At 66.4% G+C, this 24,838-nt stretch carries 29 protein-coding genes; 17 read left to right on the forward strand and 12 right to left on the reverse strand.

Annotation, left to right across the window (positions count from 1 at the left end):
- Window positions 1-21 precede the first annotated feature (21 nt).
- Window positions 22-459, forward strand: coding sequence for a DUF411 domain-containing protein (locus BV95_RS04560; protein WP_004213035.1), 438 nt, complete (start codon window positions 22-24; stop codon window positions 457-459).
- Window positions 460-599: 140 nt separating this feature from the next.
- Window positions 600-1,358 (forward strand): histidine utilization repressor, encoded by a 759-nt coding sequence (gene hutC, locus BV95_RS04565; RefSeq protein WP_037447981.1) that lies wholly within the window; start codon window positions 600-602, stop codon window positions 1,356-1,358.
- Here the strand turns inward: hutC and BV95_RS04570 are convergent.
- The 11 genes from BV95_RS04570 to BV95_RS04620 all read right to left on the reverse strand — a co-directional run bounded on the left by BV95_RS04570 (window position 1,339) and on the right by BV95_RS04620 (window position 10,284).
- Window positions 1,339-2,073: a PepSY domain-containing protein gene (locus tag BV95_RS04570; protein ID WP_037447984.1), complete on the reverse strand. Its 735-nt coding sequence runs from the start codon at window positions 2,071-2,073 to the stop codon at window positions 1,339-1,341. The two genes, hutC and BV95_RS04570, sit on opposite strands and share 20 nt — an antisense overlap.
- Window positions 2,070-2,444, reverse strand: a complete 375-nt coding sequence (locus tag BV95_RS04575; protein WP_234703093.1) for a hypothetical protein — start codon at window positions 2,442-2,444, stop codon at window positions 2,070-2,072. Before BV95_RS04575 ends, BV95_RS04570 begins: the two co-directional genes overlap by 4 nt.
- Window positions 2,445-2,547: 103 nt before the next feature.
- A complete protein-coding gene (locus BV95_RS04580) occupies window positions 2,548-2,955 on the reverse strand; it encodes a response regulator (protein WP_016743851.1) in 408 nt (135 codons plus the stop codon).
- A gap of 81 nt (window positions 2,956-3,036) precedes the next feature.
- Complete coding sequence (locus BV95_RS04585; protein ID WP_037447987.1) at window positions 3,037-3,660, reverse strand: response regulator transcription factor; 624 nt, start codon at window positions 3,658-3,660, stop codon at window positions 3,037-3,039.
- Entirely contained in the window at window positions 3,650-5,185 is a 1,536-nt protein-coding gene (locus BV95_RS04590; protein ID WP_030089528.1) for a PAS domain-containing sensor histidine kinase, read from the reverse strand. The genes BV95_RS04585 and BV95_RS04590 overlap by 11 nt, the downstream gene beginning before the upstream one ends.
- 58 nt (window positions 5,186-5,243) lie before the next feature.
- A complete protein-coding gene (locus BV95_RS04595; RefSeq protein ID WP_015449253.1) occupies window positions 5,244-5,717 on the reverse strand; it encodes a DUF305 domain-containing protein in 474 nt (157 codons plus the stop codon).
- 90 nt (window positions 5,718-5,807) lie between these two features.
- Window positions 5,808-6,995 (reverse strand): copper resistance protein B, encoded by a 1,188-nt coding sequence (locus tag BV95_RS04600; RefSeq protein WP_015449252.1) that lies wholly within the window; start codon window positions 6,993-6,995, stop codon window positions 5,808-5,810.
- Window positions 6,992-8,944 carry a copper resistance system multicopper oxidase gene (locus tag BV95_RS04605; protein ID WP_015449251.1) on the reverse strand — a complete coding sequence of 651 codons (1,953 nt, stop codon included), beginning with the start codon at window positions 8,942-8,944 and terminating at the stop codon, window positions 6,992-6,994. The genes BV95_RS04600 and BV95_RS04605 overlap by 4 nt, the downstream gene beginning before the upstream one ends.
- Before the next feature lie 67 nt (window positions 8,945-9,011).
- Complete coding sequence (locus tag BV95_RS04610) at window positions 9,012-9,578, reverse strand: RNA polymerase sigma factor (RefSeq protein ID WP_017501305.1); 567 nt, start codon at window positions 9,576-9,578, stop codon at window positions 9,012-9,014.
- The gene (locus tag BV95_RS04615) at window positions 9,575-10,015 is read right to left on the reverse strand and encodes a periplasmic heavy metal sensor (RefSeq protein ID WP_026109207.1); all 441 of its coding nucleotides are present in this window, start codon (window positions 10,013-10,015) and stop codon (window positions 9,575-9,577) included. Before BV95_RS04615 ends, BV95_RS04610 begins: the two co-directional genes overlap by 4 nt.
- A complete protein-coding gene (locus tag BV95_RS04620) occupies window positions 10,015-10,284 on the reverse strand; it encodes a hypothetical protein (protein ID WP_037447996.1) in 270 nt (89 codons plus the stop codon). The genes BV95_RS04615 and BV95_RS04620 overlap by 1 nt, the downstream gene beginning before the upstream one ends.
- A 132-nt stretch (window positions 10,285-10,416) precedes the next feature.
- Here BV95_RS04620 and copC point away from each other — a divergent pair, with 132 nt between their 5' ends.
- The 9 genes from copC to fabI all read left to right on the forward strand — a co-directional run bounded on the left by copC (window position 10,417) and on the right by fabI (window position 20,823).
- A complete protein-coding gene (gene copC / locus BV95_RS04625) occupies window positions 10,417-10,794 on the forward strand; it encodes a copper homeostasis periplasmic binding protein CopC (RefSeq protein ID WP_037447999.1) in 378 nt (125 codons plus the stop codon).
- Window positions 10,795-10,798: 4 nt separating this feature from the next.
- Complete coding sequence (gene copD / locus BV95_RS04630; RefSeq protein ID WP_037448002.1) at window positions 10,799-11,743, forward strand: copper homeostasis membrane protein CopD; 945 nt, start codon at window positions 10,799-10,801, stop codon at window positions 11,741-11,743.
- Window positions 11,744-11,779: 36 nt separating this feature from the next.
- Window positions 11,780-12,454: a class I SAM-dependent methyltransferase gene (locus BV95_RS04635; RefSeq protein ID WP_020820524.1), complete on the forward strand. Its 675-nt coding sequence runs from the start codon at window positions 11,780-11,782 to the stop codon at window positions 12,452-12,454.
- Between the two features lie 107 nt (window positions 12,455-12,561).
- Complete coding sequence (locus BV95_RS04640) at window positions 12,562-14,919, forward strand: heavy metal translocating P-type ATPase (protein ID WP_037448006.1); 2,358 nt, start codon at window positions 12,562-12,564, stop codon at window positions 14,917-14,919.
- A complete protein-coding gene (cueR, locus tag BV95_RS04645) occupies window positions 14,916-15,314 on the forward strand; it encodes a Cu(I)-responsive transcriptional regulator (protein WP_007406402.1) in 399 nt (132 codons plus the stop codon). The genes BV95_RS04640 and cueR overlap by 4 nt, the downstream gene beginning before the upstream one ends.
- 403 nt (window positions 15,315-15,717) lie before the next feature.
- On the forward strand, window positions 15,718-17,439 hold the full coding sequence (locus BV95_RS04650) for a PHA/PHB synthase family protein (protein WP_037448009.1): 1,722 nt from the start codon (window positions 15,718-15,720) through the stop codon (window positions 17,437-17,439).
- Window positions 17,440-17,442: 3 nt separating this feature from the next.
- Window positions 17,443-18,870: a bifunctional enoyl-CoA hydratase/phosphate acetyltransferase gene (locus tag BV95_RS04655; protein WP_021245224.1), complete on the forward strand. Its 1,428-nt coding sequence runs from the start codon at window positions 17,443-17,445 to the stop codon at window positions 18,868-18,870.
- The gene (locus BV95_RS04660) at window positions 18,863-20,053 is read left to right on the forward strand and encodes an acetate/propionate family kinase (RefSeq protein WP_037448015.1); all 1,191 of its coding nucleotides are present in this window, start codon (window positions 18,863-18,865) and stop codon (window positions 20,051-20,053) included. The genes BV95_RS04655 and BV95_RS04660 overlap by 8 nt, the downstream gene beginning before the upstream one ends.
- On the forward strand, window positions 20,050-20,823 hold the full coding sequence (fabI, locus tag BV95_RS04665; RefSeq protein WP_037448018.1) for an enoyl-ACP reductase FabI: 774 nt from the start codon (window positions 20,050-20,052) through the stop codon (window positions 20,821-20,823). Before BV95_RS04660 ends, fabI begins: the two co-directional genes overlap by 4 nt.
- 27 nt (window positions 20,824-20,850) lie before the next feature.
- Here the strand turns inward: fabI and BV95_RS04670 are convergent, their stop codons facing one another.
- Window positions 20,851-21,270 (reverse strand): hypothetical protein, encoded by a 420-nt coding sequence (locus BV95_RS04670; RefSeq protein WP_017501314.1) that lies wholly within the window; start codon window positions 21,268-21,270, stop codon window positions 20,851-20,853.
- A gap of 275 nt (window positions 21,271-21,545) precedes the next feature.
- Here BV95_RS04670 and atpD point away from each other — a divergent pair, with 275 nt between their 5' ends.
- From atpD to BV95_RS04700, 6 genes are read left to right on the forward strand one after another with little or no spacing between them, the layout of a single operon-like run.
- Window positions 21,546-22,958 carry a F0F1 ATP synthase subunit beta gene (gene atpD, locus BV95_RS04675; protein ID WP_037448022.1) on the forward strand — a complete coding sequence of 471 codons (1,413 nt, stop codon included), beginning with the start codon at window positions 21,546-21,548 and terminating at the stop codon, window positions 22,956-22,958.
- The gene (locus BV95_RS04680; protein WP_037448025.1) at window positions 22,955-23,365 is read left to right on the forward strand and encodes a F0F1 ATP synthase subunit epsilon; all 411 of its coding nucleotides are present in this window, start codon (window positions 22,955-22,957) and stop codon (window positions 23,363-23,365) included. Before atpD ends, BV95_RS04680 begins: the two co-directional genes overlap by 4 nt.
- Window positions 23,362-23,637 (forward strand): AtpZ/AtpI family protein, encoded by a 276-nt coding sequence (locus BV95_RS04685; protein ID WP_021245229.1) that lies wholly within the window; start codon window positions 23,362-23,364, stop codon window positions 23,635-23,637. Before BV95_RS04680 ends, BV95_RS04685 begins: the two co-directional genes overlap by 4 nt.
- Entirely contained in the window at window positions 23,634-23,900 is a 267-nt protein-coding gene (locus tag BV95_RS04690) for an ATP synthase subunit I (protein WP_017501319.1), read from the forward strand. The genes BV95_RS04685 and BV95_RS04690 overlap by 4 nt, the downstream gene beginning before the upstream one ends.
- Window positions 23,901-23,926: 26 nt before the next feature.
- The gene (locus BV95_RS04695; RefSeq protein WP_234703094.1) at window positions 23,927-24,598 is read left to right on the forward strand and encodes a F0F1 ATP synthase subunit A; all 672 of its coding nucleotides are present in this window, start codon (window positions 23,927-23,929) and stop codon (window positions 24,596-24,598) included.
- Complete coding sequence (locus BV95_RS04700; RefSeq protein WP_017501321.1) at window positions 24,595-24,837, forward strand: F0F1 ATP synthase subunit C; 243 nt, start codon at window positions 24,595-24,597, stop codon at window positions 24,835-24,837. The genes BV95_RS04695 and BV95_RS04700 overlap by 4 nt, the downstream gene beginning before the upstream one ends.
- Window position 24,838: the final 1 nt, after the last annotated feature.

Below are 24,838 nucleotides of genomic sequence, written 5' to 3' on the forward strand. Positions count from 1 at the left end.
GCATGCTTCCGGGAGCCGTTCATGAAGACCCGTCTTTCTGCCGCCTTGCTGTTCCTCGCCCTGCCCGGCGCAGCGCTTGCGGCGAATGATGTCGTCGTCCACCGGGACCCGGGTTGTGGATGCTGTGAGAAGTGGGCCCAGGCGCTTCGCGCGAAGCTGGGCCGCACGGTCGTCATGCGCGACGATGCGTCGCGCGGGGCGCTTCAGCGGAGGGCCGGCATGCCGGGCACGCTGGCATCCTGCCACAGCGCGATGGTTGATGGCTATCTGATCGAGGGCCATGTCCCGGTCGCCGATATCAAGCGCCTGCTGGCAACCCGTCCCGTAGGCGTCAGAGGCATTGCGGTGGCGGGGATGCCGATCGGCTCGGAGGGCATGGAAGTGGCAGGCGCCGCCCGCCAACCCTATGCGGTGGTGTCGTTCGGCAGTTCGGGCCAGAAGGTCTTCGCGCGGCATTGATCACGCACGCCTCGGCTCTCGCTGGTGATTTCCTGTTTGAATGACTGGGACTTGCTCGCCCCCACCTGTATAGTCATTTGATGCATGCTCCCGCTCGCCCCCATAGCCGCGCATCCGCTCCCCGGACGAAAGCTGCTTCTGTGGGCGAACCCGCGGTCGACGCTGCCGGTGCGGAGAAGCAACCTCGCTATGTGGCGATCAAAGACAGCATTTTCGAGGACATCCGGGAAGGTCGCCTGAAGCCCGGCGACCAGACGCCGTCAGAGGCCGAGCTCGTCGAGACGTTCAAAGTCTCGCGCATGACCGCAAACCGGGCGTTGCGGGAACTGCAATCGGCCGGTGTCGTGGTACGGCGGGCGGGGCGGGGCAGCTTTGTCGCCGAGCCCCGGCCGATCGGGCAGCTGATCGAGATCCGCAACATCGCGGAGGAGGTGCGCGGCAGGGGCCACGCCTATCGCGCGCGCGTCATTTATAATATCGAGATACGGGCTGATGCGGAAAGGGCAGCTCTGCTGGAAGTCGGCTTGGGCACGCGCCTCTTCCATTCGCTTATCGTCCATCACGAGACCGAATTCCCAATTCAGGTCGAGGAGCGCTTTGTGCTGGCATCTGCTGCGCCACGCTACGGAGAGAGGGATTTCAGCGCCTCGACGCCGAATGAATATCTGACACGTGTTGCCCCGCTCGAGCGAGTAGAGCACCGGGTGTGCGCGGCGATGCCGGATACAGCCATGCGAACAATGCTGGGCCTCGCTGAAGGAGAACCAGTGCTAATGATGACGCGCAGAACCTGGAGTCGCGGACGTCTCGTATCGCACGCTTGGCTCACGCACCCGGGCAATCGGTTCGAGCTATCGGCTTTCTGTTGGGACCTAGCGATCAGCCCGCGCCCAACTTGACGGCCGATTTGCGCCTGCGCCGCAACCATCGCACGTCGGCGCGACTGAAGCTCTTAAACAGCAGGTAGAAGCCCGTCCCCGACAGCCACAAAGTACCGAACGCAACGAAGACGATCAGCGGGTGATTGAAGCTGGTGCGGTTCATATAGTCCATATTGTGGAGCATCCAGAAGAAATCCCAGGTGCGCCATGTGTCGCCGCGCATGACCAGGAATCGGCCGGTGTCGGCGGAGATGTAGGCGCTGCTGTTCTCTGCGTCCGCGAAATCCAGTCGCCACATGGTGCCTTCGTGCTCGCGCGCTTCCACATTCGGTTCGGCGAGCAACGTTGCCTTGCGGATCGGTGCTTCATTCACCATCGTCGCGACGTCGCGCGCGACCTGCTCGTCGACCCGAACCGGGGCGCCGCTCGTCGCGTCGATTAGCCGCGTGCCCGTGGTGGATCGAAGCTCGTAGACGGGGCGTGTGGCAAGGGACCGCAAGGCGATGCCGAGCACGGGACCATCAAGAGCGAGCTTTGCCGGCGCAATATAGTCACCGGCAGGTAGGGCGTGCTGATGGCTGGCCTGCGCACTGTGTCCGCCGACCTTCTCCTGATCGAGCAAGGCCATCATCGAGCCGCTCAGAGCCCAAAGGAGAAACTGCACGCCCAGGATCAGGCCGACCCATTTGTGGATGCGCCGAAAAATGAGCGGGGTGAACCGGATTTTCTTCATGCCTTCTTCCTGCGCCGCGGGAACGACCAAAGCAGCAGCCAAGCCCCGGCCAGCGCCATGGCAAGGGCACTCCAGGTCGCCACGCGCAGCAGCGGATTGTTGACGTCGGAGCGATCGTCATAGTCCATGATGTGCAGCATCCACGCGAAATCGAACACGCGCCACAGCGCATGGCGGCGCGAGATCAGCTCACCGGTCTGCGGAGAGAGATACAGGGTTGGCCGGTTCCAGGCATCGAATTCGACCTGCCAATAGGGAGGCTTGCGCGCCTGCATTTCCAGTGGCGCCGTCGTCAGCAGCCGGGCTGCGACGATGTCCCCGGTGCCGCTGTAGATGCGCCGAGCGGCGGCGCGGATTTGTGCCTCGCTCAAATCGGGGATGGGCTGTCCCGAACCTGCATCGAAGAGTCTGACGGCGCAGATCGGCTTTCCACATCGCGCCGGGCTGAGGCTGCCGGGGGCCGGCCGCCACAATTCAATGCTTTCGAAGCGTCTCGATGCGGTGCCGGTCCAACGCTTCGAGCAAAGCCCTGCCGATCAGCGGCTTTGCGAGAACATGATCGAAGCCCGCCTCAGCGGCCCGCGAGGCCAGCAGCGTGTCATGAAAGCCTGAGATCATGATCGCGCGTCCCGACCATCCGATCTCGCGAAGGTGACGCAGCATCGCGAATCCGTCGATGTCGGGCATGCGATAGTCGAGGATGACGCAGTCTGCCTCCTTCGCGCGGGGGTCGGCCAACAGCGCGTGGCCGGTCGTATATCCCCACACGGCATAGCCGCGCGATCTCAGCAGCAGCTGGAGGCCACGCCGCACGCCGGGATCGTCGTCGGAGACGAGGATGGTGTATCTGCCATCATGCTGAGTGGAACGGACCGATGGCATTGCGAGAAGCGGACACCCGTGTGACGATTGCACCATCGATCGCATATCGCGCCTCGTCCCGTCGCTACGTAGAGGTCGCAGTCACTTCGGCTTGCGGCCCATGCCCGCGGCAAAGGCGATCCGCAGGGCTTCGGACAAATTGCGGACCTCGAGCTTGGCCATCAGGCTCGCGCGATGGACCTCGACCGTTCGCGATGAACAGCCCAGGTCATAGGCGATCGTCTTATTGGGCAGGCCGTTCGCCAGCCCTTCCATCACTTCACGCTCCCGGGGCGTCAGTGCAGCGACCCGCACGCCGGCTTCAGAGGTTTCCAGAGTGCGAAGGTCGACATCGTCGAGACGCGCGAACGCGCGGCTGACGGCGCCGAGCAGGGCGGCTTTCTCGAAGGGCTTCTCGAGAAAGTCGACCGCGCCGCCTTTCATGGCCTGCACCGCAACCGACACGTCGCCATGGCCGGTCAGGACGATGACCGGCATATTGACCCCGCGTGCTGCCATGGCGGCCTGAATCTCGAGACCGTCCATCTCGGGCATGCGCACGTCGAGGATGACGCAGCCGACGGCCGCCGACTTCGCCTCCTTGAGAAACTCCACGCCCGAGGCATAGGTCACGACGTCGTAGCCCGCGGTCTTGAGCGCAAAGCTCGCCGCCTTGCGGATGCTCTCCTCGTCGTCGACCAGATGGATGACGCGTCTATCCCCCATGTTCCTCCTCCGCCCGCGCATGGATCAAGGTAAAATGAAAGCGCGCGCCGCCGCGGTCGGGGCGCTCCATCCAGATACGGCCCCCATGCGCTTCGATGATGGTCCGGCAGATCGAAAGGCCGAGGCCCATGCCGTCGGCCTTTGTCGACTTGAACGCCGTGAAGAGCTGCTCCCGGACCTCGTCGGCGATGCCGGGGCCGGTATCCTCCACGGTCACCTCGATCAGCCCGTCAGGGCGCAACCTGGTCGCTACCTTGAGGTCGCGAACAGGACACGCCGCCATCGCCTCGATGGCGTTGCGCATCAGGTTGACCAGCACCTGCTGGATCTGCACCCTGTCGACGAGAACCGGCGTCGCGGCGGGATCGACCGCGAAGAAGCTGCGGATGCCGCGCTCGCGTGCACCGACCAGCGCGAGCTCGCTCGCCTCGGCGACAACCTGCGGCAGATCGTGGAGGCTCTTGTCGACCTCGCCGCGGGCGACGAAATCGCGCAGGCGCCGGACGATATGGCCGGCCCGCAGCGTTTCCTGTGCCGCATCATCCATCACCGACCGTAGCGACACGAAGGGTTCGTCGTCCCGCTCGTCGAGCATGTCGCGGATCGTCTCGAGATAGAGCGCGACCGCGGCAAGCGGCTGGTTGAGCTCATGCGCGAGGGTCGAGGCCATCGTGCCCATCGCGCTCAGCCGGGAGACATGGACCAGCTCTGCCTGCAGTTCCTTGAGCCTGAGCTCATCCTGCTCCTTGGCGGTGAGATCCCGGATGAAGCCGGTGAACAACCGCTGCCCGTCTTCACCGGCCTCGCCAACCGACAGCTGCATCGGGAAGGTCGAGCCGTCGCGGCGCTGGCCGACCACGACGCGGCCGAGGCCGATGATCCGGCGCTCGCCGGTCTGGAGATAATGCGCGATATATTCGTCATGCCGGTCGCGATCGGGCTGGGGCATCAGGCAGGAGACGTTGCGGCCGACGAGCTCGGTTTCCGAATAGCCGAACAGGCGTTGGGCGGCCGCGCTGAACGACGTGATGTCGCCGGTCTCGTCGATGATGATCATCGCATCGGGGACGGTCGCCAGGATCGACTGGAGATGCTGCTCGCGGGTCTCGATTGACGCCCGGACCGCCGCCTCGTCGGTGACATCGCGACTGATGCAGGCAAAGCCTCGATGTGCGTCGCCTTCGAACAGGGCGCTGATCGTCAGGCGCGCGAGATACTCCGCTCCGTTCTCGCAGACCCGCCACGCTTCGCGCTCCAGCGTGCCTTCGTGAAGGGCGGCCGCCAGGTCTGCGCACGGGCGGCCGGCCGCAATCTCGTCGGGCGGGTAGAACAGGTCATGGGGCTGTCCCAGGACGCGATCGAGGGGCCAGCATTCGGCACGCTCGCCTTCTTCATTATAGCTCAGCACGATCCCGGCAGGATCGAGCAGCGTCAGGACATGGCCGCCAGCCTGTCGCAGGAACAACGGCGCAAGCCGCACCACCTCCCTGGCAATCTCGTCCGCCCCGCGCCTCGTGTCGACCATCGGCCGGCTCACATACCTGGCCGGGCGCACGTATCCGGGCGTAGCCCGACCGTGCCACTCAGCGCCGCGCGAGTATGGCCTTCATCTCGTCGATTTCCTGCCGCTGCGAGCGCTTGATCGCTTCGCAAAGCCGGATGACTTCCGGATCGCTGAGCTTTGCTTCCTGGCACATCAGGATCGCCCCGGAATGATGCGGGATCATCGAGCGCAGAAAGGCCGTGTCGCCGATCGTGGTCTGGGTGCGGATGAGTGCAAAGCTGCCGAAGAAGGCGACCAGCGACGCGGCGATCAGCGCGATGTTGGCGGCCTTCGACACGAACATGTGTCGCATGGCGAGGATCATCAGCACCACCATCGGTGCGACCATCATCAGCGTCATGTAGAGCATGTTGAGGTTGTTGTAGAAGCTGTCGAGCCCGTCGATCATGACGAACATCACCAGATACATGATGACGCCGCTGATGACGGTCTGAACGGCAAGGCTCCAATAGGCACCCATCTTCCGGGTGTTCATGTGGGACGAATGGTCCATGGCGTATCTCCTTCGCTCGGCGCCGGCCGACCTGGGTATGAGTGTAACGCCCCGCTCTCTTGTTCGCCCCCGCCATCAGCCGTCCTGATGCTAAAACCAGAAGCGAACGCCGGCGACGAAGCTGGTGGCATGGACGTCCTCGCCCGCAAGCCTCGACAGCCGCGCCGTGTCTCCGGCTTTGCGCAGATAGGAAACGCCGATGTAAGGTGCGAACTGGCGGCTGAATTCGTAGCGCAGGCGCGCGCCGAGCTCTATGTTGACCAGCCCCGAACCGATGTCGTTCTCCGGAATATCCTGCGCGGCGAAATTGACCTCGGCGCGCGGCTGCAAGATCAGGCGCTGGGTGATGCGCTGGTCGTAATAGCCCTCGACCCGGCCCAGAACATCGCCCTTGGTCGAGAGGAACAGCGCGCCTTCGACCTCGAACATGCCAGGAGCCAGGCCCTCGACGCCGATCGTCGCGTAGGTGCGGTCGGGCCCGCGGCCGAAGTCCTGGCGGATACCGCCCTGAAGATTGAAATAGGGGTCGATGGCCCGGCTGTAGAGCACCTGCACCTCGGCGCTGTCGATGCCGCGGCCGAACTCGCCTTCGCCCTCGCTCTTGAGCCAGAGGCGGTTGATGTCGCCGCCGTAAAAGCCTTCGCCATCCCAGCGATAGCCATCGCGGCCGCTATGCGCCTGATACTCGAACAGGTTGAGCAGCACCTGCCCGAAATTGTTGCCGCCGCTGTCCTTCATCATGATGTCGCGCGAGCGCGCCATCTCGCCGCCGGGAAAATCCCGATCGGCGAAGTGGTCGCCTGGGGGCGGCGGCGGGGGCGCATTGCCGGCCGGAAGTGCGGTGCCGGTCATTTGCATGCCGGGCATGGCGGGCGTTCCCGGCGTCGCTGTCTGGCCATGCTGCGCATGGTCCATCCCGGGCATGTCGGGCATCGCGCCGTCCTGATGCTGGGAGTGGTCCATGCCCGGCATCTCCGGCATTGCGGGAGACGTGGATTGCGGCTGACCGGCCGCATTTGCTTGCGCCGCGGGAGTGGTCTGGTGCTGCGAATGGTCCATTGCCGGCATGGTGTCCGGCGCTGGCTTCTGAGCGCGCGGCCTGGCAGTGGGCTTGGGGCGCGGCGCGGCGGCCTTGTCCTTCTTTTTCTCCTGCGCCGGCCGCGCCCCGCCCGGCGGCGCCATGCCGGGCATGTCGTGCATCGAATGATCCTGGGCAAAGGCGGGTGCGGCGGCGAGAAGGGCGATCGCGCTCACCAGCGGCGTGAGGATGCGGGTCATTGCGCGTCTCCCTTCGGACGCACGCTCACGACCCGCATCATCCCTGCATGCATGTGGTAGAGGAGATGGCAGTGGAAGGCCCAGTCCCCGACCGCGTCGGCGGTGAAGTCCCAGCTCACCTTGCCGCCGGGCTGGACGATGACGGTGTGCTTGCGCGGCGCATGGTCGCCATGCCCGGTCACCAGCTCGAAGAAATGGCCGTGGATGTGGATCGGATGCCCCATCATCGTGTCGTTGATGAGATTGACGCGCACCCGCTCGCCTTCGATGAACGGGATCGGCTCGTGATGGTCCGACATTTTCTCGCCGTCGAACGACCACATGAACCGCTCCATGTTGCCGGTGAGGTGGATGTCGATGCTGCGGCTCGGCGCGCGCACGTCTGGATTGCGCTCGAGCGCCATCAGATCCTTGTAGACGAGCACCTTGTGGCCGACGTCGGTGAGGCCCTGGCCGGGCTCGCCGGTGCGGTCGACGGGCATCGGCGAGATGGTCTGGACGCTCGGATCGCGCTTCACCTGCGGCGCGTTCGAGAAGTCGCGCATCTTCATCGAACCCATCGCGTGCCCGCCATGATCCATGCCCGCCATCTGGCCATCGGCGCCCATCGCGCCGTGGTCCATGCCGGCCATCGATCCATGATCCATCCCGCTCATCGCGGAATGATCCATCCCCGAATGGTCCATGCCCGCCATGGCGCTGTTGTCCATGGTCGCCATCGCTGCCGCCGCGCCGGTCGCGAGGCGCGCGGACGCGTTCTTCTCGGCCGTCGGATCGACGCCCCGCATAGCGCCGCCCGACATGTCCATGCCTTCCATGCCCGGCATCGAGGACATGTCCATGCCCATGTCCTTCATGTCGGCGAGCGGCCGTTTGCGTAAGGGAGGCACCTCGCCAGCCATGCCGGCGCGCGGCGCGAGCGTGGCACGCGCCATACCCGAGCGGTCGATGGCCTCGCCGACAAGAGTATAGGCCTTGTCCTCGCCTGGGCTGACAACGACGTCGTAGGTCTCGGCGACACCGATCTGGAACTCGTCGACGGTGACGGGCACCACATTCTGCCCGTCGGCCTGGACGATGCTGAGCGGCAGGCCGGGTACGCGGACGTTGAAGGTGGTCATCGCCGACGCATTGATGACGCGCAGCCGCACCCGCTCGCCCGGGGTGAAGAGCGCGGTCCAGTTGTCCATCGGACCATGGCCATTGACGAGATAGGTGTAGGTCGATCCGGTGACATCGGAGATGTCGGCGGGGTCCATCCGCATCTGGCCCCAGTCGAGCCGGTCCTTGAGTGGCTGGTCCTTGCCCGAGAGCAGCCCGGCCAGCGTCTGGCGCTGGAAGTTGAAATGGCCGGGGTTGACCTTGAGACGCCGGAAGATCGCCTGCGGCGAGAGTGCGCTGTGATCGGCGAGCACGATGACATGCTCGCGGTCATAGGCGACCGGATCGGCACCGGCGGGGTCGATGATGATCGGGCCGTAATGGCCTTCCTGCTCCTGCAGGCCCGAATGGCTGTGATACCAGTAGGTGCCGCTTTGCACGACGGGGAACTGGTAGAGGTAGTTCGATCCCGGCTTGATGCCCGGAAAAGACACGCCCGGCACGCCGTCCATATTGGCCGGCAGGATCAGCCCGTGCCAGTGGATCGAGCTGTCCTCCTCGAGTTGATTGACGACGTTGAGCCGCACGCGCTGGCCTTCGCGCAGCCGGATCAGCGGGGCGGGGACCGTGCCGTTGAGACCGATTGCGCGGAACTGGCGCCCGTCGATGCTCATCGACTGCCGGGCGATGGTCAGCGTGATGTCTTCGCCCGACACGGTCGGTAGCGTCGGTCGCATCCCCGGCGAGATGGTCTGCGCCCAGGCAGGCAGCCAGGCTGATAATGCGGCGCCACCACCGGCGAGGGCCGCGCCGCGAAGGAACTGGCGGCGGTCGAGGGCAGAAATCATTCGGTTTGTCTCAGCTTGCGGAAAGAGGGCGGACCTATTGGAAATACGCAGCCCACCCGCCTGCCCCTCAAACTTTCTTCAAACTTTCCGCGAGGCGCGCCCGGGCGCGGTAGAGGCGGGTCTCGACGGCCTTCTGGGAGATGCCGAGGATCTCGGCGGTTTCGGCTTCCGATTTCTCGTCGATCGTCCGCAGGATGAGCGTGTCCTTGAGCGAGGCGGGCAGGGCGGCGATCGCCGTCATCGCCTCGGCGAGTTGCTGTTCGGCATCCAGGGCGCGGTCGGCCGAGGGGGCGTCGTCGACGATATGTTCGGCTTCGCCCAGAGGAAGGGCGAAGGAAAAGAAATTGCGGACCGCACGGCGACGGCGCCAGTCGTGGCATTTGTTGATGACGATCCGCGACATCCAGACCGGGAAGGGCCGCGTCCCATCATAGCGGCTGAGCGCGGAAAAGGCGGCCACGAAGCTCGCCTGAGTGACGTCGAGCGCCTCGTCGGGGCTACCGACATGGCTGCGCACGAGACGGTGTACCCAGCCCTGATGCCGGCGGACCAGCTCGCCATAGGCCGCTTGCCGGCCCCCCAGCGCCAGAGCCGCAAGCTCCCCGTCCGAGCAGTCGGGGAGGTGGAGCGTCATTTTTTCTCGGCCGTCAGCGCTTTCACGACGGCGTCGTCGAACTTCACCGTCTGGTCGGGGCGGAGCACCGCACGCATCGCGAAGATATGCTCGAGCGTTTCCTTCTGCAGCGCGCCCATCGCCTGGTGTGACCGGTCGACGGCGGCGGAGACCTGAGGCCCATAGCCATGTTCCGACCTGATGGCCTGCGCGAGCCATGCATTGTCGGCGCGCAGTTCCGCTTCCAGGGCCTGTCGGCGGATGGCGTAGCGGGCTTCGATAGCCTCGAGCCGTGCATGTTGCGCGCTATCCAGCTTGAGATCGCGATGGAGCAGGTCGTGCAGCTCATTCTCGACAGGGGGCGCCGGCACGACATAGAGCCGGCCGATCACGACCCCCGCTACTGCCGCAACAAACGTCAGCAGCACGAGAAGGAGAAGGCCGCGGCGATCGCGCATCATTGCGCGCTCAGCAGCGTCGAAGGAGCGAGCGCGAGCCGCGCGTCGAAGGGCGATGCCGCAGCATCTGCCGAACGCACTGGCACCGCGGAACCGGCGATGCCGATGAAGAGCGCGACCGCGGCTGCGACACCGAAGGTCGTGGCGCTCAGGCGCGGCATGGCCTGGAGCCGGGCGATCTCGGCCATGACGCGGCTGTCCAGCCCGGCAAGCCGGGGATCGAGGGGGGCTTCCCGCAACCGGCTGAGCATGTCGTCGAGGTGGTCCATGATGTTTCTCCGTCTTCTCTTCTCAATACGCAGGGTGGTCTTCTAACCCTTGTCCGGGAACAAAAAGAAAATTGCGAGGGGTGCAGGTCGCGGCTGCGTATTCTCTCATGTCACTGACAGGAGAATGTCCAAATGCGCTTCTTTTCGCCGCTCGCAGCCATCGCCGCCGTCGGCCTGAGTGTTTCTGCTCCGGCCTACGCCCATCCCAAGCTCGTGTCCTCGACGCCCGCCGCCAACGCCAGCGTCCCGGCGCCGTCGCGTATAACGCTCACCTTCAGTGAAGGTCTGATGCCGAAGCTGTCGGGCGCCGAGATCGTGATGACCGGCATGCCCGGCATGCCCAACCACCGCATGACGGTAACCGGCTTCAAGACGTCCGTCGAAGGCGACAAGACGCTCGTGCTGACGCTCGCCAAGCCGCTCATGGCGGGCAGCTATCAGGTCGCCTGGCACGTCGTCTCGACCGACACGCACCGCATCCAGGGCAATCTCGCCTTTACCGTCAAGTGACGCCATGAACGACGTGGCACTCGTCGCCGTCCGCTGGGCGCTCTACGTCGATCTCGGCCTGCTGTTCGGCCTGCCGCTGTTCGCGCTCTATGCGCCCGGCGGCGGCCGGATGGTGCAGCGGCATCTGCCGATGGCGGCAATGGTGGCCGGTCTCGCCTGTCTCGCCCTCCTGCTGTCGGCGCTGGGGTTCGCGTTGCAGGCTGCGGCGATGACCGGGCTGCCACTCGCCCAGCCTGATCTTTCCATGGTCGCAGAGCTGTTCAACGGCACTTCCATGGGAACGGCGCTGAAGGCGCGCCTCGTCGCGCTCCTCGTTCTTCTGCTCTGCATCCCCTTCTATCGCCGGCAATCCCGTCCTGCCTTCATCGCCTCCACTCTGGCGGGCGCGGTCGCGCTCGCGACCCTCGCCTGGAGCGGGCATGGCGCGGCCGGCGAAGGCGAGGCGGGCTGGCTGCAACTGCTGGCCGATCTCATCCATCTGCTCGCCGCCGGCGCCTGGGTCGGCGCGCTTGCCGCCTTCCTCGCGCTGGTTCTTCCCAGGCTCGCAACCGATGATGTCGCCGCTGAAGACATGGACCAGGTCACACTGGCCGAGGAAGCCCTGCGGGGTTTCTCCCTCGTCGGCACGATCATCGTCGCCCTGCTGATCCTGACCGGGACGGTGAACGGCTGGTTTCTGGTCGGCCCGGGCAACATCGCCTCGCTCGGTCAGTCGAGCTACGGCCTGCTGCTCATCGCCAAGCTGGTGCTGTTTGGGGGCATGCTGGGCCTTGCCGCGCTCAACCGCTACCGCCTGACCCCGGCACTGGCACAGGCGATCGAGGAAGAGGACGCGCCACGGGCGCAGGCGCTGTTGCGCGCGAGCCTCTTCGTCGAAGGCGGGCTTGCGATCGTCATTCTCGGGCTCGTCGCCTGGCTGGGGACACTATCGCCGCCCATGTCGATGTAGCTTATCGTTTCGGACGCCTCGCGTTGGGAGAAGCCAATGCAATCCTACACCCCGCCGCTCGGGACCGGATCGACGAAAGACTATGATCGCGCGATCCGCCTGTGGACGCGGGAGAAGCGGTGGCGTGCCGCCATGCTCGCCGCCCTGGCGCCCAAAGCCGGTGAGACGGTCGTCGACGTCGGCTGTGGCACCGGCAGCTTCGCGCTGATGCTCAAGCAAGCCGAGCCCAGGACGCAGGTGATCGGTCTCGATCCCGATGCCGAGGCGCTCGACATCGCGCGGCACAAGGCCGCTGCGCGGCAGGCCGATATCGACTGGCGTCAGGGATTTGCCAGGGACGTGGCCCCGGGCACCGCCGACGCTGTCGTATCGAGTCTCGTGCTGCATCAGATGCCGGTCAGGGAGAAGGCGGCAACCCTGCGCGCCATGTTCGCCATGCTGCGCCCGGGTGGCCGCCTGGTGATCGCAGATTATGGCCGCCAGCACGGTCTCATGCGGCTCGCCTTTCGCCTGACCGTGCAGCGACTCGATGGCATCGATGATACCCGACCCAACGCCGACGGCGTGCTCCCCGGCCTGATCGCGGCGGCCGGCTTCAGGCATGTGGCCGAGACGTTTCGGCTCTTGACCATCACCGGCGCGATCGAATTGCTTACCGCGCATCGACCGGCGCAGGCCCAGGGCCTTACGGTTGCGAACGACCTTGGCTGATCCCGGCCGAGCGACCGGGTACGCCGATTTGGCCGCTTAGGCGATTACGTATTGACCCTGACACGGTGTCAGACCCTAGATCGTCAGGCGTCGAAAGGAGCAAGGCGATGAACGAGACACATGGAGCGGCGCATGGCGGCGGTTGCTGCGGCGGCCACGGCGGCGCGAAAGCGGCGACCGGCATCAAGGACCCGGTCTGTGGCATGACCGTCGATCCGGCGACCACCGCGCACCATGCCGATCATGGCGGTGAACGCTATCATTTCTGCAGCGCGGGCTGCCGGGCAAAGTTCATCGCCGATCCCGAGCGCTATCTCGGCCCGCCGGCACCGCCGTTCGCAGCGCCCGTGGGCACGATCTGGACCTGCCCTATGCATCCCGAGATCCGGCAGGACCATCCCGGGTCCTGTCCGATCTGCGGCATGGCGCTCGAACCCGCGACCGTGACCGCCGACAGCGGTCCCAGCCACGAGCTGGTCGATTTCACGCGGCGTTTCTGGGTTGGCCTGGTGCTGGCCCTGCCGGTGCTGATCCTCGAGATGGGGGCGCACCTGTTTCCTGTGATCCATCGCCTCGTGCCGATGTCGACCTCGGTATGGATCCAGTTCGTGCTGGCGACGCCTGTCGTGCTCTGGGCGGGCTGGCCGTTCTTCGAGCGTGGCTGGGCCTCGCTCAAGACCCGCAACCTCAACATGTTCACCCTGATCGCGATGGGGACGGGGGTCGCCTGGATCTACAGCGTCGTCGCGACGCTCGCGCCTCAGCTGTTCCCGCCTGCCTTCCGCGGCGAGGACGGCATGGTTGCCGTCTATTTCGAGGCCGCCGCGGTGATCACCGTTCTCGTGCTGCTCGGCCAGGTGCTCGAACTGCGCGCGCGTGAGCGGACCTCGGGCGCGATCAAGGCGCTGCTCAACCTCGCGCCCAAGACCGCGCGCCGGATCGCCGCCGACGGGAGCGAAGAGGAGATCAGTCTCGATCTGGTCGCGGTCGGCGACCGCCTGCGCGTGCGGCCGGGCGAGAAGGTGCCGGTCGACGGCGTAGTCGAGGACGGCCGCTCCTCGCTCGACGAGTCGATGGTCACCGGTGAATCCATGCCCGTCACCAAGGCCAAGGCCGACACGGTGATCGGCGGCACGCTCAACCAGACCGGTGCGCTGGTGATCGTCGCCGACAAGGTCGGACGCGACACCATGCTTGCGCGGATTGTCCAGATGGTCGCCGAGGCGCAGCGCTCGCGCGCGCCGATCCAGCGCATGGCCGATCAGGTGTCGGGCTGGTTCGTGCCCGTGGTCATCGCGGTTGCGGTGGTCGCGTTTATCGCCTGGGGTATCTGGGGCCCCGAGCCGCGCTTCGCCTATGGGCTGGTGGCGGCGGTCGCCGTGCTGATCATCGCCTGTCCCTGTGCACTGGGTCTCGCCACGCCGATGTCGATCATGGTGGGCGTCGGCCGCGGCGCCGGACTCGGCGTCCTTATCAAGAATGCCGAAGCGCTCGAGCATATGGAGAAGGTCGACACGCTCGTCGTCGACAAGACAGGCACGCTGACCGAAGGCCGGCCTGCCGTCACCCAGATCGTGCCGGCGCCCGGCTTCGACGAAGCCGAACTGCTGCGGCTTGCCGCCTCGGTCGAGCGGGCCTCCGAGCATCCGCTCGCGCTGGCGATCGTCGAGGCCGCGAAGGATCGCGGCATCCCCACGAGCGACCTCACCGACTTCGATTCCCCCACCGGACGCGGCGCGCTCGGCACCGTCGACGGCCGCCGGATCGTGCTCGGTAATGCGCGGTTCCTCTCGGAAGAGGGCATAGCAACCGACGCGCTGGCGGAGCAGGCCGACGCCCTGCGCCGGGATGGCGCCACCGCGATCTTCATCGGCGTCGACGGCACCGTCGGCGGCGCCTTTGCAATCGCCGATCCCGTGAAGCAGACGACGCCGGAGGCCCTGGCCGCACTCAAGGCCGAAGGCATTCGCGTGGTGATGTTGACCGGCGACAACCGCACCACAGCAGAGGCGGTGGCAAGGCGGCTCGGCATTGACGATGTCGAAGCCGAGGTACTGCCCGACCAGAAGAGTGCCGTCGTCGCGCGGTTGAAGAGCGAGGGGCGCGTGGTGGCGATGGCCGGCGACGGGGTCAACGACGCCCCCGCACTGGCTGCCGCCGATGTCGGTATTGCCATGGGCTCGGGCACCGACGTCGCGATCGAGAGCGCGGGCGTGACGCTGCTCAAGGGCGATCTCATGGGCATCGTGCGGGCACGGCGGCTGAGCCAGGCGACCATGTCCAACATCCGCCAGAACCTGGTCTTCGCCTTCATCTACAATGTCGCCGGGGTGCCGGTGGCGGCGGGCGCGCTCTATCCGCTGTTCGGCATCCTGCTCTCGCCGATCATCGCGGCCGCCGCCATGGCGCTCTCCTCGGTCAGCGTGGTCACCAACGCGCTGCGCCTCAACCGGAAAGCGCTGTGAACATCGGGGAGGCGTCGAAGCAAAGCGGGGTCTCGGAGCGGATGATCCGCCATTATGAGAAGATCGGCCTCATCCCGGCGCCGCCGCGCCGGGGAGCGGGTTATCGCGACTATGGCGAGAGTGACCTCCATCGCCTGCGGTTCATCGCCAATGCCCGCGATCTCGGTTTTCCGATCGAGGAGATCCGGACCCTGCTCGGCCTGTGGGCCGACACGGGCCGCAGCAGCGCCGATGTAAAGCGGGTCGCGTTGGCGCGGGCGGAGGAATTGCAGCGCAAGGCCGAAGCGCTGACGACCCTGCGCGAGACCCTCGTCGATCTCGCCGAGCGCTGTCATGGCGACGAGCGGCCAGATTGTCCCATCATCGCCGAACTGAGTCTCGACAGAAAATGTTAGCGCCGGCCGCCTCTCGGACCAGACCCGCTCTGGCGGCCGGGGTGCTGATCGCACTTGGCATTCTCACGACGGGCCTCGCGATATATTTCCTCGCAGTCCGCCCGCCACTGCTGGCGGAGGATCTTCGCCATATCGGCGGCAACCCGCAGACCCTTTCGCCGGTATTGCGGGACTGGTTCGGCGGGATAGCTGGCTCGCCCGGGCGACCGCACTGAGCCTCCTGATCGTATTTGGCCGCTTTTCATACAGCAATGTCGTGCTGAGCTCTGACTTCTGGGGCTGGCATATGCGAGGCAATCCCTCCGTAGGACTACGGAGTGCGCAGAGGCTTCCTGCGCTTCAGGGCTTGTTGCACCGCAGCAGGAGCGAAAATGTGCAGAGTCGAAGCAATATCCCTGACCCGTTGGACGGTCTGGCCACGACGCTGGATCGGTCGAGCTTCGCCGCCATCGCGCAGCTGACTTCAGGCCAGTCGCCCGCCACTTTGGCGCAGTCTTTTTCCGACTGGTGGACGCACATTCTCTGCTCGCCAGGCAGGCAGCTGCAGCTCGCCGCCAAGGGCGGGCGCAAGCTGATGCGGCTCGCCGACTATGCCATGCGCAGCGCATCCGGCAGCGATCCCGAGCCGGCGATCAATCCGCTGCCCCAGGATCGGCGCTTCGCCGACGCAGCCTGGAAGCGCCATCCGTTCGACCTGATCGAGCAGGCCTTCCTGCTCCAGCAGCAATGGTGGCATGCCGCGACGACCGGCGTGAGCGGCGTCACCGGGCACCACGAAGCGATCGTCGAGTTCGCGACCCGCCAGATGCTCGACATGGTGTCCCCGACCAATTTCATCCCGACCAACCCCGTGCTCCAGCAGCGCATCCTCGAAACCGGAGGACAATGCCTTGTCGAGGGTGCGCGATTTTTTTGCGACGACCTGGAACGCCTGGTACGCGGGGAGCCCGCAGCGGGCACGGAGGCCTATCGGGTCGGCGAGAAGGTCGCAGCCACGGCTGGCAAGGTCGTGTTTCGCAACAGGGTCATGGAACTGATCCAATATGCGCCCGCAACCGAGACGGTGCGTCCGGAGCCGATACTGATCGTGCCGGCATGGATCATGAAATATTACATCCTCGACCTGTCGCCGGAAAATTCGCTCATCCGCTGGCTGGTCGGGCAGGGCTACACCGTGTTCTGCATCTCCTGGCACAATCCCGACAGCGCCGACCGCGATCTCGACATGGAGGATTATCGCCTGCTTGGGCCGATGGCCGCCGTGGATGTCATCCAGGTGATTACCGGCACCGAGAAGATCCACGCGGCCGGCTATTGTATCGGCGGCACGCTGCTCGCCATCACCGCGGCCGCGATGGCGCGCGATGAAGATGAGCGTCTGGCGAGCGTGACGCTGTTCGCCGCCCAGACCGAGTTCAGCGAGCCGGGCGAACTTGGTCTGTTCATCGACGAGGCGGAGATCAACCTGATCGATGCGATGATGTGGGCGCGCGGCTTTCTCGACAGCAGCCAGATGGGCGGCGCCTTCCAGATGCTGCGGTCCAACGATCTGCTCTGGTCGCGCATCCTCTCGACCTATCTCATGGGCGAGCGCGAGCCGATGACCGACCTCATGGCATGGAACGCCGACGGCACCCGCATGCCCTATGCCATGCACGCGCAATATCTTCGGCGCCTGTTCCTCGACAATGACCTGTCCGAAGGGCGCTACGAGGCCGGCGGCCACCCGGTCTCGCTCTCGGGGCTGAGCATGCCGATCTTCATGGTGGGCACGGAAACCGACCATGTCGCGCCGTGGCGCTCGACCCACAAGCTCCACATGCTGACGGGCGCGGAGATCCGCTTCGTGCTGACGAGCGGTGGCCACAATGCCGGGATCGTCTCCGAGCCCGGGCATCCTCATCGCCATTATCGCATCGCGACACGGATGCAGGATGGCCCGGCGCCAGGTCCCGATGCCTGGCTGGAGCGGGCCGAGGTGCGCGAAGGGTCGTGGTGGCCGGAATGGAGTTCATGGCTTGGATCGCACTCGGGCGAGGCGGCGGCCCCACCGGCGATGGGCGCGCCCGAACGGAACTATCCGCCGCTCGGTGATGCCCCCGGGCGCTACGTGCTGGAGCGCTGAGCCATGGCCGCCGCCAACCTCATCGAGAACCGCACGTTCGACGAGATCGCCGTCGGCGATACGGCCAGCCTCACCCGCACGCTGACCGCCGACGACATCCAGCTCTTCGCGGCGGTGTCAGGCGACGTGAATCCGGCGCATCTCGACCCTGTCTATGCCGAAACGGACATGTTCCACAGGGTCATCGCTCATGGCATGTGGGGCGCGGGGCTCATCTCGGCGATCCTGGGAACCGAGCTGCCAGGGCCCGGTGCGATCTATCTCGGCCAATCGCTTCGCTTCACCCGCCCGGTGGGCGTCGGCGACACCATCACGGCCTGCGTCACCGTCGCGCAGAAGCGCGCCGAGCATCATGTCATCGTTCTCGACTGCACCTGTGTGAACCAGAAGGGCGAGACCGTCATCAGCGGCCAGGCCGAGGTCAAGGCGCCCACCGAGAAAGTCAGCCGGCCCCGCATGCCGCTTCCCGACGTGCGGATCGCCAGCCACGACCGCTTCCGCCAGTTGATGGCGCGCGCCAAGGACGGATCTGCGTGCGTCACGGCCGTGGTCCATCCGTGCAGCGCCGACGCCATGCGCGCAGTGGCTGAGGCCGCCGACGCCGGCATCGTCGTTCCGATTCTCATCGGCCCTGCGGCGCGTATGACGAATGCGGCGAAGGACGCCGGTGTCGATATTGCGGCCTTCCGGGTGATCGACGTCCCGCACAGCCACGCCGCCGCCGCCGAAGCCGTCGCGCGCGTGCGGGCCGGCGAAGCCGCGCTGCTGATGAAGGGCTCGCTTCATACTGACGAGCTCATGGGCGCGGTCGTATCGTCCGACACGGGCCTTCGGACCGAACGCAGGATCAGCCACGCCTATGTGATGGACGTGCCCGGCTATCCGCGCCCGCTCATCATCACCGACGCCGCGATCAACATCGAGCCGACGCTTGAGGACAAGGCCGACATCGCGCGCAACGCGATCGACCTTGCCCATGTGATCGGGATCGAACAGCCCAGGGTCGCGATCCTCGCCGCCGTCGAAACGGTCAATCCGAAAATGCGCACCACATTGGATGCCGCGGCGCTCTGCAAGATGGCGGACCGGGGCCAGATCGAAGGCGCGCTGCTCGATGGCCCGCTCGCCCTCGATAATGCGATCAGCGAGGCGGCCGTGCGCGAGAAAAGTATCGTCTCGCCGGTCGCCGGCCAGGCGGACATCCTGCTGGTGCCCGATCTGGAGGCCGGCAACATGCTCGCAAAGCAGCTGACCTTCCTGGGCGGCGCCGATGCCGCAGGCGTGGTGCTCGGCGCGCGCGCTCCGATCATCCTCACCAGCCGGGCAGACAGCGTGCGCACGCGCCTCGCCTCCTGCGCGCTCGCGGTGCTGCTGGCGCGGGCTGCGACCAAGGCGGCTCCCGGCGTTGCGGGACAGCGCCGCGATGGCTGAAATCCTGTGCCTCAACGCCGGTTCGTCGAGCCTTAAGTTCGCGCTCTACGCCGAGCCGGGCACTGATGAGCCCTCTTTGCTGGCGAGCGGCAAGATCGAGAATATCGGCCTTGAGCCGCACCTGATCGCGCGCGATGCGAAGGGGGATGTCCTTGCCGAGCGGCGCTGGACGAAAGACGGCACGATTACGCACGAGACGCTGCTCGAGGATTTGCTGCGGGAGATCGAAGCCTCGGTCGGCGACGATCTGATCGCGGTCGGCCATCGGATCGTTCATGGCGGCACCGACTATTCAGCGCCGGCGCGGGTCGACGCGCCACTCCTCGCCGCGCTCGAGGCGCTTTGCCCACTGGCGCCATTGCATCAGCCCCATAATCTCGCCGCGGTCCGCGCCGTCTCCAGGCTGCGCCCCGCTGTGCTGCAAGTCGCCTGCTTCGACACCGGCTTCCATCATGGCCAGCCCCCGATCGCGACGCGCCTCGCGCTGCCGCGCGCGCTTGGCGAAGAGGGCATGCGGCGCTACGGTTTTCACGGCATCTCCTACGAATATATCGCGCGGCAGCTGCGTTCGATCGATCCCGATACAGGCGGTGGCCGCACGATCGCCGCGCATCTCGGCAACGGGGCCAGCCTTTGCGCGATGGCCGGGGGGCGCAGCATCGACACGACGATGGGGTTCACCGCGCTCGACGGGCTGGTGATGGGTACGCGCTGCGGCGCGCTCGACCCGGGCGCGGTGCTCTATCTTTTCCAGCAGAGGGGCATGACGGCGCGTGAAGTCGAGCATCTCCTCTACAGTGAGTCCGGCCTTTTGGGCGTGTCCGGCGTCTCCAGCGACATGCGCGCGCTTCTCGGCAGCGAAACGCCCGCCGCTGGGGAAGCGATCGAGCTCTTCGTCTGGCAGATCGCGCGCCAGGCCGGCGCTCTCGCGTCCTCGCTCGGGGGTCTCGACACATTCGTGTTCACTGCCGGGATCGGCGAGAATTCGCCTGAAATTCGCGCCCGCGTCGCCGGTCGGCTCGGCTGGCTCGGCGTGGACCTCGACGCGGACGCGAACCTCCGAGGAGATGCAGTCATCAGCGCGCCGTCCAGCCGTGTCGCCGTCCGCGTCATCCCGACCGATGAGGAAAGGATGATCGCTATCCACGCCGCCGATCTGCTGCGTGAGGAGCCGAAAGCATGAAACCTCTCGTCGATCTTACTGGCAAGCGCGGCCTGGTGATCGGTATCGCCAACGCGCATAGCATCGCGGCGGGTTGCGCCCAGGCCTTTCACGACTGTGGGGCGAGACTGGCGGCGACCTATCTCAACGGAAAGGCCGAGCCGTTCGTGGCGCCCGTCGCGGAGACCCTGGGAGTCGAATGGCTCGCCGCGTGCGATGTCCGGGTGCCGGGCGAAGTGGAGGCCCTGTTCGAGCGGGTGAAGTCCGAATGGGGCGGCCTCGATTTCCTGCTTCACTCGATCGCTTTCGCGCCGAAGGAGGATTTGCACGGCCGCGTCGTCGACAGCTCGGCCGAAGGCTTCGCGCTGGCGATGGACGTCTCGTGCCACAGCTTCCTGCGCATGGCGCGTCTCGCCGAGCCGCTGATGTCGGATGGCGGCTGCCTGCTGTGCGTCACCTTCTACGGGTCGGAGCGGGTGGTCGAGCACTACAACCTGATGGGGCCGGTCAAAGCGGCCCTCGAAAGCGCGACCCGCTATGTCGCGGCTGAGCTTGGCCCCAAGGGCATTCGCGCCCATGCGATCTCGCCAGGCCCGATCGCGACCCGCGCTGCCAGCGGCATCGACCGCTTCGACGAGCTGCTCGAACGGGCCGCGGCGACGGTCCCGCAGCACCAGCTCGTGACCATCGAGGATGTCGGAGGGCTCGCCGCCTTTCTGGTGAGCGATGCCGGCCGCCATATCACCGGCACGATCATTCCGGTCGATGGCGGTCAGCACCTGCTCGGCTAGGGCGGCTCGCCGCGATCGGGGGCTATCCTATTTGTCGCTGGTGGCCTGCTTCTCGCCGTCGCCCGGGCTTTTCTGCCCGAACCATGGTCCGACAATGGCAGCAAAGGCATCCAGCGCCCCGGGAGCCGTCGGAGCGCTCGCGACGGCCTGCCAGGCCTGCTGCCATTCCTCGAACGCCGATCTTGTGCCGGCAATCATATGCTCGCGGACCGTGGCCATGTCCTCGAACAGTGCCCGCGGTCCGGCCGGGCTGACCGCGCCGGCGTCCGACGTCTTGTCCGTCGCGCCCGCAATCGAGGCACGCGCCTCTTCGGCGAAGCGGCCGGCGGCGCGGTTGCCGACCTCGAGCGACTCTTCGCCACCTTTCCGGGCGACTTCGGCGAGCTTCAGCATCAGGCCGACATTCGCTTTGGCGAGCGCGGCGAGTTGATCAACGGGATAGGGCATGAAACGGTGAACCTTTCTCTTCGCGTTTGAGCTCTGGCATATCGGGCATAGCGCCCTGGCCTGAGGCCCATCGCGTCGCGCCGCCGTTATTCGGCGAGGCTGAATCAGAGAGAATCGGTAACTCTACGTATGCCGAATCTGCGGCTTGCCTGCGACGCTCAGCCAATGCACTTTTGGCTTGTCGTCCATGTCGTGCCCGCGGGCAGCGACTTCTACCCGTCCCGTCATGATCGCGGCACGGTCGGGCATGATTATGGTCTGACCCGGCAACCGGCATGGGCGTGATACCGTCCATAGCCAGGCTCGGCCGGATTGCGGCGCTGCGCGGTCCCGTCCTCGACGTCGAGTTCGACGAAGGGCCGCTGCCCGCGGTCAATGAAGCGCTGCGCGTCGATGCATCGTCAGGCCCGCTGGTCGCGGAAGTGCAGAGCCATATCGATGACCGCACCGTCCGCGCCGTCGCGCTTCAGCCGACCTCCGGTCTCGCTCGTAATGTCGGCGTGACGGCCTTGGGCGCCCCCATCGCGGTCCCGGTCGGAGACAAGGTTCTGGGGCGGCTCCTTACGCCGACCGGGCAGGTGGGTGACGGCGGCGCGCCGCTTGGGCCGGATGTTCCATTGAGGCCCATTCACCGCGCACCCCCGCCGCTCGAAGACCAGAACGCGGCGACGGCGATGTTCGAGACTGGCATCAAGGTCATCGATCTGCTCGCGCCGCTCGCCCAGGGTGGCAAGGCGGCGATGTTCGGGGGCGCGGGGGTGGGGAAGACCGTGCTGGTGATGGAACTCATCAACGCGATGGTCGCGCGCTATGAAGGTGTTTCCGTCTTTGCCGGCATCGGAGAGCGATCGCGCGAGGGCCATGAGCTGCTCACGGACATGCGCGGCTCGGGCGTGATCGACAAGACCGTGCTCGTTTTCGGGCAGATGAACGAGCCGCCGGGCGCGCGCTGGCGGGTAGGGCTGACCGCGCTCACCATCGCCGAATATTTCCGCGACGAGCAGAAGCGCAATGTCCTGCTGCTCATGGATAATGTGTTCCGCTTCGTCCAGGCCGGCAGCGAAGTCTCCGGCCTGCTCGGACGCATGCCTTCACGCGTCGGCTACCAGCCGACGCTGGCCAGCGAAGTGGCCGCGCTGCAGGAGCGCATCGCCTCGGTGCATGGAGCGGCGGTGACCGCGATCGAGGCGGTCTATGTGCCCGCCGACGATTTCACCGACCCTGCGGTCACCGCCATCTCCGCCCATCTCGACAGTTCCATTCTGCTCTCGCGCGCCATGGCGGCCGAAGGCATCTATCCCGCGGTCGATCCCCTGGGATCCTCGTCGATCCTGCTCGATCCGCAGGTCGTGGGCGATCATCATTACGCGCTCGCCCAGCAGGTCCGGGAGACGATCGCGCATTATCGCGAGCTCCAGGACATCATCTCGCTGCTCGGTATCGAGGAGCTGGGCCGCGAGGATCGGCTGATCGTCGGCAGGGCGCGGCGGCTGCAGCGCTTCCTGACCCAGCCCTTCATGGTGACCCAGGCCTTCACCGGGCAAGCCGGCCGTTCTGTGGGGCTGGCCGATACGCTGAAGGGCGTCGCGGCCATCCTGGCCGGCGCGACCGACGACTGGCCCGAGAGCGCCTTCTACATGGTAGGCGATATTGAAGAGGCACGCTCTCGCGTGGGGCAGGGCGCATGAAGCTGCGGATCACCGATCCGACCGCGATCCTCGTCGACACGGACGTCAGGTCGGTTCGCGCCGAGGATGCCAGCGGCAGTTTCGGCATCCTGTCGGGCCACGCCGATTTCCTGACCGCGCTTGGCGTCTCGATCGTCTCCTGGCGGGGCGCCGATGGCGCTCCAGGCTATTGCGCGGTGCGCAACGGCATTCTGACCGTAAGCCACGGCACGGGGGTCGCGGTCGCGACGCGCGAAGGCCATGTCGGCGATGACCTCGGAACGCTCGAGCATGACGTGCTCGCGCGCTACCGCGAGCGCGACGAGGGCGAACGATCCGAACGGACCGCGTCGGCGAAGCTCAGGATGCAGGCGATCCGCCATATGGTCGAGGCCCTGCAGGGTGGTGGCCGGGAGCTTGGTCTGTGACCGCGGACAAGCCCGAGCAGCCGATCGTCGAAGCCATCCGGACCCGCGCGGAACGGCGGCGGCTTGCGCAGCGGCTTCCTTCCGTCGCCCGCAATCTCGGCCAGATCGGCGTGCTCGGCTGGCAGATCGTCCTGCCCGCGCTGGTCGGTCTCGCGATCGGCCGCTGGCTCGACCACCGGCTGGATAGCGGCATCTTCTGGACCGCGCCGCTCCTGCTCGTCGGGCTCGCCCTCGGCTGCTGGTCGGGCTGGCGCTGGATGCACCGGCAATGAGCCAGCTCTCCCCCATCCTGTTCCTGGCCCTCGGATTTGCGGTCGGCCTCGCCCATTTCGCGGCCATCGCCAGAGAAGCCGACCTCGTCACCCATGGCGGCCCGGCATCGCGCGCGATCCTGCTCAGGCTCGGGCGTCTCGCCGTCACTATTCTGGTTCTCGTCATCGCCAGCCGGCAAGGGTGGCCGGCGCTTCTTGCCGCAACAACCGGCTTCATGGGCGGGCGCCAGATCATGCTCCACCGGCTCGGAGGCGCCCGATGAAATTCGCGTCACCACTTGAAAGCCATGTGCTGTTCGCGATCGGTCCGGTGCCGATCAGCCAGCCGGTCGCCACGACCTGGGGCATCATGGCCTTCCTTACAATCGGAAGCTGGCTGCTGACCCGCCGCCTTGCGTTACGCCCAACCCGAGCCCAAGCGGCGCTCGAGCTGGTCGTCGAGACCGTCGCCGGCCAGATCCGCGAGACGATGGAGGCGGAACCGCAGCGTTATCTGCCGCTGATCGGCACGCTGTTCCTGTTCCTGCTGGTCGCCAACTGGTCGTCGCTGATCCCCGGCGTCGAGCCGCCGACCGCGACCCTCGAAACCGACGCGGCGCTGGCGCTGATCGTCTTCGGCGCGACGCTCTGGTTCGGCGTCCGCGCGCTCGGGCCCAGGGCCTATCTCGCGACCTTCGCGCGCCCCTCGATCCTGCTCGCCCCGCTCAATATCGTCGAGCTCTTCACCCGCAGCTTCTCGCTGATGGTGCGCCTGTTCGGCAACGTCATGAGCGGCGTCTTCATGATCGGCGTCGTGCTGAGCCTCGCCGGGCTGCTCGTCCCGATCCCGCTCATGGCGCTCGAAATGCTGACCGGCGCGGTCCAGGCCTACATTTTCGGCGCGCTCGCCATGGTCTTTATCGGGAGCGCTATCAGCGAGAACGGCGCCCGCCCGCCATCCAAACAGGAGTCCCCCGCATGAACTGGATCCATCTCGCCAGCATCCTCGGCGCCGCTTTCGCGATCTCGATCGGCGCAATCGCCCCGGCGCTCGGGCAGGGCAGGGCCGTCGCCGCCGCGATGGACGCGATCGCGCGCCAGCCCGAAGCCGCCAACACCGTCTCGCGCACGCTGTTCGTGGGCCTCGCGATGATCGAGACGATGGCGATCTACTGCCTCGTGATCGCGCTGCTGCTGCTCTTCGCCAACCCGTTCGCCTGAC

Source organism: Sphingobium chlorophenolicum, from assembly GCF_000722875.1.
GTDB classification, from domain to species: domain Bacteria; phylum Pseudomonadota; class Alphaproteobacteria; order Sphingomonadales; family Sphingomonadaceae; genus Sphingobium; species Sphingobium chlorophenolicum.

Bases quoted from the DNA above. Each gene is read 5' to 3' on its own strand.
- BV95_RS04610 (WP_017501305.1), bottom strand. From the start codon at position 9,578: ATGACGCTCCACCTCCCCGACTGCTCGGACGGGGAGCTTGCGGCTCTG.
- BV95_RS04620 (WP_037447996.1), bottom strand. From the start codon at position 10,284: ATGGACCACCTCGACGACATGCTCAGCCGGTTGCGGGAAGCCCCCCTC.
- BV95_RS04580 (WP_016743851.1), bottom strand. From the start codon at position 2,955: ATGCCATCGGTCCGTTCCACTCAGCATGATGGCAGATACACCATCCTC.
- BV95_RS04660 (WP_037448015.1), top strand. From the start codon at position 18,863: ATGGCTGAAATCCTGTGCCTCAACGCCGGTTCGTCGAGCCTTAAGTTC.
- BV95_RS04635 (WP_020820524.1), top strand. From the start codon at position 11,780: ATGCAATCCTACACCCCGCCGCTCGGGACCGGATCGACGAAAGACTAT.
- BV95_RS04590 (WP_030089528.1), bottom strand. From the start codon at position 5,185: ATGGTCGACACGAGGCGCGGGGCGGACGAGATTGCCAGGGAGGTGGTG.
- BV95_RS04700 (WP_017501321.1), top strand. From the start codon at position 24,595: ATGAACTGGATCCATCTCGCCAGCATCCTCGGCGCCGCTTTCGCGATC.
- BV95_RS04640 (WP_037448006.1), top strand. From the start codon at position 12,562: ATGAACGAGACACATGGAGCGGCGCATGGCGGCGGTTGCTGCGGCGGC.
- BV95_RS04655 (WP_021245224.1), top strand. From the start codon at position 17,443: ATGGCCGCCGCCAACCTCATCGAGAACCGCACGTTCGACGAGATCGCC.
- atpD (WP_037448022.1), top strand. From the start codon at position 21,546: ATGGGCGTGATACCGTCCATAGCCAGGCTCGGCCGGATTGCGGCGCTG.
- BV95_RS04595 (WP_015449253.1), bottom strand. From the start codon at position 5,717: ATGGACCATTCGTCCCACATGAACACCCGGAAGATGGGTGCCTATTGG.
- BV95_RS04605 (WP_015449251.1), bottom strand. From the start codon at position 8,944: ATGATTTCTGCCCTCGACCGCCGCCAGTTCCTTCGCGGCGCGGCCCTC.
- BV95_RS04600 (WP_015449252.1), bottom strand. From the start codon at position 6,995: ATGACCCGCATCCTCACGCCGCTGGTGAGCGCGATCGCCCTTCTCGCC.
- BV95_RS04670 (WP_017501314.1), bottom strand. From the start codon at position 21,270: ATGCCCTATCCCGTTGATCAACTCGCCGCGCTCGCCAAAGCGAATGTC.
- BV95_RS04585 (WP_037447987.1), bottom strand. From the start codon at position 3,660: ATGGGGGATAGACGCGTCATCCATCTGGTCGACGACGAGGAGAGCATC.
- BV95_RS04615 (WP_026109207.1), bottom strand. From the start codon at position 10,015: ATGCGCGATCGCCGCGGCCTTCTCCTTCTCGTGCTGCTGACGTTTGTT.
- BV95_RS04570 (WP_037447984.1), bottom strand. From the start codon at position 2,073: ATGAAGAAAATCCGGTTCACCCCGCTCATTTTTCGGCGCATCCACAAA.
- BV95_RS04560 (WP_004213035.1), top strand. From the start codon at position 22: ATGAAGACCCGTCTTTCTGCCGCCTTGCTGTTCCTCGCCCTGCCCGGC.
- BV95_RS04680 (WP_037448025.1), top strand. From the start codon at position 22,955: ATGAAGCTGCGGATCACCGATCCGACCGCGATCCTCGTCGACACGGAC.
- BV95_RS04690 (WP_017501319.1), top strand. From the start codon at position 23,634: ATGAGCCAGCTCTCCCCCATCCTGTTCCTGGCCCTCGGATTTGCGGTC.
- fabI (WP_037448018.1), top strand. From the start codon at position 20,050: ATGAAACCTCTCGTCGATCTTACTGGCAAGCGCGGCCTGGTGATCGGT.
- copD (WP_037448002.1), top strand. From the start codon at position 10,799: ATGAACGACGTGGCACTCGTCGCCGTCCGCTGGGCGCTCTACGTCGAT.
- copC (WP_037447999.1), top strand. From the start codon at position 10,417: ATGCGCTTCTTTTCGCCGCTCGCAGCCATCGCCGCCGTCGGCCTGAGT.